Source organism: Brucella sp. 22210, assembly GCF_052045675.1.
Classification (GTDB): domain Bacteria; phylum Pseudomonadota; class Alphaproteobacteria; order Rhizobiales; family Rhizobiaceae; genus Brucella.
The window spans coordinates 1-7,372 of record NZ_JBQEPD010000071.1; the positions used below are offsets into that span (position 1 = coordinate 1).

The following is a 7,372-nucleotide window of genomic DNA, read 5'->3' on the forward strand; positions in this document are numbered from 1 at the left end:
GTAAGCCCACGGTGAAGGCCGTCTTGCGATGACGGCCTTCTGACTGCCAGTCCTAGTGGTAACACTAGGAGTAGTCATATGACGAAGCATTCAATTGAGGTGATCACGTCCGTGGAGCGCCGTCGGCGCTGGTCACGCGAAGATAAAGAGCGCCTCGTCGCTGCCTGCTTTAAGGCGGACGCGGTAGTCTCCGAGATTGCCCGCGCGGCCGGCATCCATGTCAGCCAGTTGTTCCGTTGGCGCAAAGAGCTTTGCCGGATCGAGGAGCCAAGGTCTGATACGGCGACTTTGGTGCCGGTGATCGTATCCGAGGCCGCTTCGACAGTCTCTCCCGTTCAGCTGGAAGCGCCCACCACATCCCATCTTCGTCGGAAGCGCAGCGATGTAACGATCGAGCTCGGCCGGGGCCGTCGGGTCCGCGTGGATAGTGATATTGACACGGACGCGCTTGGCCGGATTCTCGATTGCGTATTGGGTCTGCGATGATCCCGGTTCCTGTTGGCGTGAAGGTCTGGCTGGCCACGGGCTATACGGACATGCGCAAGGGCTTCCCCGGTCTGTCGTTGATGGTGCAGGAGGCGCTGAAGCGTGACCCGATGTGTGGACACCTGTTCGTATTCCGCGGCCGCGGCGGTGGCCTGATCAAGGTGATCTGGCATGACGGCCAGGGCGCTTGCCTGTTCACGAAGAAGCTGGAGCGTGGCCGCTTCATCTGGCCATCAGCGGCCGATGGCACGGTGGTGATCACACCTGCGCAGCTCGGTTATCTGCTGGAAGGTATCGACTGGCGGATGCCGCAAAAGACCTGGCGGCCGACGTCGGCCGGATGAGCAAAAACACTGGAATGATGGGGTCAAATATGATTCCATCCTGTCATGAGCGACGCGACCGAAGAGCTTCCGGACGACCTTGCCAGTGCCCTTGCACTGCTGGCCCAGGAACGCGCTCGACGTGTTACAGCCGAAGCAGAAGCGGCAACCGCCAAGGCAGAAGCCGCCAGTGCAAAGGCACTCGTATCGCATTCCGAAGCGCTGATCGCTCGGCTGAAGCTGGAGATCGACAAGGTCCGCCGTGAACTCTACGGCAGCCGGTCCGAGCGCAAGGCGCGGCTCCTGGAGCAGATGGAACTGCAACTCGAGGAATTGGAAGCGGACGCCGGTGAAGATGAACTGGCCGCGGAGATCGCAGCCAAAGCTTCAACCGTCAAAGCCTTCGAGCGCAGGCGTCCGTCACGCAAGCCCTTTCCCGAACATCTGCCACGCGAGCGCATCGTCATCGCCGCTCCCGCCAATTGCGCCTGCTGCGGATCGGCCAAATTGTCGAAGCTTGGCGAGGACATCACCGAGACCCTGGAGGTCATCCCGCGCCAGTGGAAGGTCATCCAGACGGTACGGGAGAAGTTTACCTGTCGCGAGTGCGAGAAGATCACGCAGCCACCGGCTCCCTTCCATGTAACGCCACGCGGCTTTGCCGGGCCAAACCTGCTGGCGATGATCCTGTTCGAGAAGTTTGCCCAGCACCAGCCGCTCAATCGTCAGAGCGAACGCTATGCTCGTGAGGGCGTCGACCTTAGTTTATCGACGCTTGCAGATCAGGTCGGAGCTTGCGCCGCGACGTTGAAGCCACTTCATTGTCTGATCGAAGCGCATGTTCTTGCCGCTGAGCGCCTGCATGGTGACGACACGACAGTGCCGATCCTGGCCAAGGGAAAGACCGATACGGGCCGCATCTGGACTTATGTCCGGGATGATCGGCCGTTCGGAGGCCTCTCACCGCCGGCCGCCCTTTATTATGCCTCGCGGGATCGACGGCAGGAGCATCCGGAGCGCCACCTGAAGACCTTCACCGGTATTCTGCAGGCGGACGCCTATGGTGGCTACAATCCGCTGTTCAAGGGTGATCGCGATCCAAATCCGCTGACCCAGGCACTCTGTTGGGCACACGCGCGTCGCAAGTTCTTCGTGCTCGCAGACATTAATGCGAACGCCAAGCGTGGAAAGAACGCCGCGCCGATCTCGCCTATGGCGCTCGAAGCCGTCAAACGGATCGACGGCCTGTTCGATATCGAGCGGGAGATCAACGGGCTTACGGCCGATCAACGCCTGGAACGTCGCCGCAAGGAAAGCCTGCCGCTCGTCGACGATCTGCATGCTTGGCTTCAAACCGAGCGTGCAAAACTGTCGCGCAGTTCTCCGGTCGCCGAGGCGATCGATTACATGCTCAAGCGATGGGATGGCTTCACGTCATTCCTGGAGGATGGCCGGATTTGCCTGACGAACAACGCCGCCGAGCGAGCGCTCAGAGGCTTTGCGCTCGGCAGAAAGTCGTGGCTCTTCGCCGGATCAGACCGCGGTGCAGATCGTGCAGCCTTCATGGCCACGCTAATCATGACGGCAAAGCTCAACGACATCGATCCGCCGGCGTGGCTGGCCGACGTTCTTGCCCGCATCGCCGACACGCCGATTATCAGGCTGGAGCAGTTGCTTCCGTGGAATTGGACGCCGCCGACCGTCAACGCTCAAGCTGCCTGACCTGCGGCCTCCACCGGAGGCTGACGATAAAACAGAATTCCAATGGACAAAAGATAGTCTCGCGGCAGCTGCTTGACAGCCTAAGGCCGAAATAGAAGCAACCGAGTTCCACTTCCGGTGGGAAACTGTCCTTCGCGGGACGATGGGTGAGGCAAGTTCGTTGTGCCCCTGGTGTCAGTCGCGATATCGTGACCAGAACGCATTAAAGATTGAACTGCCTCATTTCTACTGACCCTATTATGGGAGGGCCAACGCGCCGATCCTGGAGAGAAGCGAGGTCCCGCGGGAGGTTCCACCACCGGAGATACAGAAAGCTAAAAGCACTTGACTTTAATACGCCGAATAGAGAAGGGCACAGATATAAGGCAGGCAGATCGATGGACTTAACGCCTATTGTATACTCTGGACGTCCAAGACGTTTTATCGTTAAGAGTGTTTCATCAGCTGAAAGCGCCGATGATCTGTTTGTAAGCTTACACGTTGTTCGCAAAAATGGCATCGCCTACAAACAGACTGGTCACACCATTGACGGCTCCAATCATCTCTAGGCCATTTAGGTTGAGATCAGTTCGGATACCAAATTGCTCTGTTTCTGCTCGAATTTTCTGAAGAATAAGTTTTTCCGACAGCCCAGCCATACGTGCAAAATAGTAATCACCCAACAAACCGTGACAGGCACATAGCGATTTCTTTGGTTCACCTAACCGTGTCTCAACGCTTGCCAGATCAGCTTCAACCAACGCTGACGGCAAATATGGGCGACAATGTAGCCTGGAAATTCCAATTCCTACAGATCCATGGCACCAAGATGTATCACAAGAACTGTCTTGCTTCTTTCGCGGCCAGCTGTTTTCTGTTTTATAGTGGTTTTCCCTCATCGTATTGTTAACTATGATCGTTTGCGCTTGGGCATCTGCTCGTCCCATATAGGTCATGTATTCAGCCAAGCACGCAGAAACGCCAGCTGTTCCGTGCGCAAAGCCAAGATAAGTGTCTCTTTCGCTTGCTAGTTTTTCTGAATTCTCTTTTATCAGACAAAATGTGAAGTCTATTAGCTTTTGCAGTTTGTCAGCAATCGGATAGTCACGAAACAAGGCGTGACATCGAAGGAGCATACTTAGCGTGCCCGCGGCACCGTTCATATAATCCAAGCTTTGAAACTTATCGAATTGTTCGCTGACGAGCCGAAGTGCCAAACGGCTGATAGAACTTTCGAGTGTTGGCAATAAATGAGGCAAATGCTCGCGGTTCATAACGGAGAGTGCCCATAAAGTGCCAGCCGTGCCAGCCAGTGCGCCTAGTTGCGCAGTTGTTTGTAGGTCGAGTGTTCGAATAATCTGATCCGACAGCTTTTCAGCAAAACTCTGAAACGCTGTTTCTTTCAACTTTTTCCCCACAATATGGAATGCAAGTGCTACGCCGGTTAAGCCCTGATATAAATCAGTAGGGGTGAGGTCAGGTGCCACTGTGTTGTCAGGATTTAGAGCCATGGTTCGCCAGCTGTAGCTGTTCTCAACCAAAACGGCCTGTCCCATTATCTTTGTAAGGACATTTTTGGCCAGCTCATCCATCCAATCGACGTCTAGAACATGAGAAAGTTCGGTATAACGGTTACCACCCAGAGAGTGCGCCTTTCCCCTTCGCACGTTATAAATCAAGAAGGCATGCTCCAGATCAGCTATAGTTTCTTCAATCAATTCTGCATTTAAACGGTTGAATTGATAGATCATCTTCTGTCTTGGACTATGATGAATATCAACCCCGACCGGATTATTTCCAGCCGTCATTAATACCGAGGAGCCATATTCTATCTGAAAGTATGGAATATCGCCACGCTGCAAGTCGTCGATTTCGGCTTGCTGTATTGATGAGTCTCTGTCGGCCCCGGTAAGTGCCAGGATATTTCGAGCAGTCTTATTATTCCTAAGGCAATTTGGATGGTAAATATTGTGCAATATTTTTGCATATTCCTCCGTCGCGTACATAACGATGCGAACTTGTGCGTTTCTCATGAACGAATCAAGTTGCACAATTACCTGCTTCTTATGTAGCAGCAGGAACGTCAACGTTTCTTTTAGGCCCAGCGCAATCTCGTCTTTATATGATAGAAAATCAATTTGCTTGCCATTCATCAAGACATGATTGTTACTCGGCGCCATTTTTAACTTTTGTGATTGAAACTTCAATGAACTATCGCGCTTTTGCGGATTAACCAACACATTGACGTCCGTTTGAAGGCCTCCCCGCCCACTCAAGGGGCTGATTTCGACGTCTTTGTGTACGATATGCACAGGTAGTAACAGTGAGGAATATAGGTGATAATTAGAGCTGAGGTGCTTTTCTGTTTCGAGGGTACAGGAGAAAAGTGTTTCAATATCCACAATGACCGGGTACGCGCCAGCAGCCACGAGATTCTCCATATGGAGATCAGTTGCGGCGAACATATAGGTCAATGCAATCAAAGATCCGTAACGATAGTAGTATTTTGCGGTCTCTTGGGCGGATTGGCAAACATCATAATTGATAGCCTCCGCCCAGCCGTAACCATTGCGATTAATGACGCGCGGTACTTTTTGGTCAATAGGTCCAATTGAATTCCACCAAGCAATGAAACGAGAGAATCCTTCATCAATAGCTAGGTTTCGCGGCTTCAAGAAAATAGTGTGTTCTTTACCATCAGCGCTGAAGTTAACCCGGGCTGCCCGTTGCATGCCATTATGCATATCACCCAGACACGCAATATCAGTAATCTTTTCGATCACATTTGTTTGATAAAGCAAAAATGCGGCATCTTGTAAATCATTTATGATGCGGTCAACAGTTAGCTTCAAGGCACCGGAATAGATCTTCAACTCACGTTGCCAGTTGGCCCACAGTACAGGATATTTTTCCACCAGCTCAGAAAAATTATCTAGCTCCTGGATTTTGGATACGAAAAAATCAAATCGTGCTTCTGGTGTCTCCCCTACCAGAAGCCCGTCGCGTTCAGCGAGATTGAGTTCAACAATAAGAACACGCTCCCACATTTGAAGCAATTTAGAATGGAAAGCTTGTTGCAGAAAAGACTGTATTGTTTGTTGAGGTAGAATTTTGTTTGCGAAACTGTAAAATTCGCAATAAGTATCGCTTAAAAGAAAATTATAAAATTCTCCAAGCGCATCATCATTGATGAGTCTCATATTTTTATACATATATACAAAAATTAAAAATATATAATTGTTAAAGGACGCCAGCAATGTTTGCTAACGTCCAGTGCGGTTTGTCAGCAATATGTCGAAAGTGAACAAAGAAAAGAAAATATACTCGTGCGCCCGATATTATTGGAAATATCCAAGCTTGATCCAACGAGATCTACAGCGATGGAATCATCATAATTTTTCGATATCATTATTTTCTCCAGTACTTTCACCAACATGAATCTAATTGAATTATAAAAAGTAAATTGACTTCGCTCGCATTCGCAACGCATAGATTACGATATTGAAAATATGCCTATTGATACAAAATTAAATCCCAACTGTTTGTGGGACACGAGAATTTGATGAGGACGCTCATCGTCCTGGCGATATGCGAACTCATTATGGCGGCAGAATATTCAGCGGATACGAATATACGATAGATGGTTCCAAAAACGTCCAATTCCATCCTGTTGGTATTTGACTGAGCCCAGCTTTCCCGACAGGCTTTATTCAAAAGCCAGTTTGCGACTAGCAAACGGCTTCAAGCCGCCCGTAGGGCCAGCTTTTGGATAATGAATAGGCTGTCCTTTTTGGTTTATTTTACTGGAAGTCTCTGAGGACGTCGCTTTTCTGACACCCTTGGAAAGAAAACTAAAGCCGAGCTTTGGCCTGAACTTTGAAAGCCAGCGAAGCCAGCGCTTGCAGGTCATGCGAATGGTGGGCAGAAGCTCTGCATCCTCGACCTTGTTGTATGGTCCACGCGGCTTTGATTTGCCTTTCAGCCGCTCGATGAGGTTGGAACGGGAGACGCCCAACGTTTCTGCGACGGCCTTCATCGCGAACCGTCCTTCGGCAACAAGATCGGCCGCGATATCCGTTTATGGAATGGCCCGCCCCTATCCCCAGCGTCTGTTATGATGCTGTGGTGCGAAAAAAGAAAGGAACGGGCCTATGAGCATAATGATCCTTGGAATTGATCTGGGCAAGAACTCTTGCAGCGTCGTTGGTGTCGACGCTACCGGCGCAATAGTTACACGTCGAACGATGCGTCGCCAGACACTGATTGATTACGTAACGAAACTCCCCGCCTGCATAGTTGCTATGGACGCGTGCTGCGGAGCTCATCATCTGGGCCGCTTGTTTACGGGACGAGGTCACGAGGTCCGGCTGATGTCGCCGGAATATCAAAGCCCAGAAAAATGATGATCGGGATGCTGAGGGTATTGCCGAAGCTGCATCTCGACCGACGATGCGTTTCGTCGATCTGAAGAGCCAGGAGCAACTGGACATCCAGACACTGCATCGGGTGCGTTCTCGCCTTGTGGCAGAGCGAACAAACCTCATCAATCAGCTTCGCGCAATTCTGCTGGAACGCGGGGTGATCTTTCCTGCCGGGCGGCGGAAACTGGAACTCGGCGTGGACAGCATGCTAGCCGAAGATGTGAAGTTATTATCGTCGCGAGTACAACAACTGGTTTGTGAATTACGCGCCGAGTGGCAAGAGCTCGACACAAAGATCGGAGCATTGAATACTGAGCTTATCCAGTTGGCACGCAATGATGCGGCCACGCGTAGACTGACGACTATCCCCGGTATAGGCGTACTCAATGCCACGGCTTTGGTCGCCGCTGTAGGTAATGCAAGCGGCTTTGCCAAAGCGCG

General features: G+C 51.5%; 4 protein-coding genes and 2 pseudogenes. 4 read left to right on the top strand and 2 right to left on the bottom strand.

What is annotated here, in order from left to right:
• Positions 1 to 78: 78 nt before the first annotated feature.
• The 3 genes from tnpA to ACTJKP_RS25700 are packed head-to-tail and all read left to right on the top strand — an operon-like array spanning position 79 to position 2,531.
• Positions 79 to 486, top strand: coding sequence for an IS66-like element accessory protein TnpA (gene tnpA, locus ACTJKP_RS25690; protein ID WP_440632462.1), 408 nt, complete (start codon positions 79 to 81; stop codon positions 484 to 486).
• On the top strand, positions 465 to 830 hold the full coding sequence (tnpB, locus tag ACTJKP_RS25695; protein WP_440632461.1) for an IS66 family insertion sequence element accessory protein TnpB: 366 nt from the start codon (positions 465 to 467) through the stop codon (positions 828 to 830). The genes tnpA and tnpB overlap by 22 nt, the downstream gene beginning before the upstream one ends.
• Before the next feature lie 45 nt (positions 831 to 875).
• Positions 876 to 2,531, top strand: coding sequence for an IS66-like element IS66 family transposase (locus tag ACTJKP_RS25700; protein WP_440632460.1), 1,656 nt, complete (start codon positions 876 to 878; stop codon positions 2,529 to 2,531).
• Positions 2,532 to 3,004: 473 nt separating this feature from the next.
• On the opposite strand, the gene lanM is transcribed toward ACTJKP_RS25700, so the two are convergent.
• Entirely contained in the window at positions 3,005 to 5,710 is a 2,706-nt protein-coding gene (gene lanM, locus ACTJKP_RS25705) for a type 2 lanthipeptide synthetase LanM (protein WP_440632695.1), read from the bottom strand.
• A gap of 710 nt (positions 5,711 to 6,420) precedes the next feature.
• Positions 6,421 to 6,588 (bottom strand): annotated as a pseudogene (locus ACTJKP_RS25710) (IS3-like element IS426 family transposase); the annotation flags it as partial.
• Between the two features lie 73 nt (positions 6,589 to 6,661).
• On the opposite strand from ACTJKP_RS25710, the pseudogene ACTJKP_RS25715 reads away from it, so the two are divergent.
• A pseudogene (locus ACTJKP_RS25715) lies at positions 6,662 to 7,372 on the top strand (IS110 family transposase); the annotation flags it as partial.

What these genes read in the sequence shown, in the direction of transcription:
- ACTJKP_RS25700 (WP_440632460.1), top strand. Translation starts at nt 876, where the DNA reads ATGAGCGACGCGACCGAAGAGCTTCCGGACGACCTTGCCAGTGCCCTT.
- tnpA (WP_440632462.1), top strand. Translation starts at nt 79, where the DNA reads ATGACGAAGCATTCAATTGAGGTGATCACGTCCGTGGAGCGCCGTCGG.
- lanM (WP_440632695.1), bottom strand. Translation starts at nt 5,710, where the DNA reads ATGAGACTCATCAATGATGATGCGCTTGGAGAATTTTATAATTTTCTT.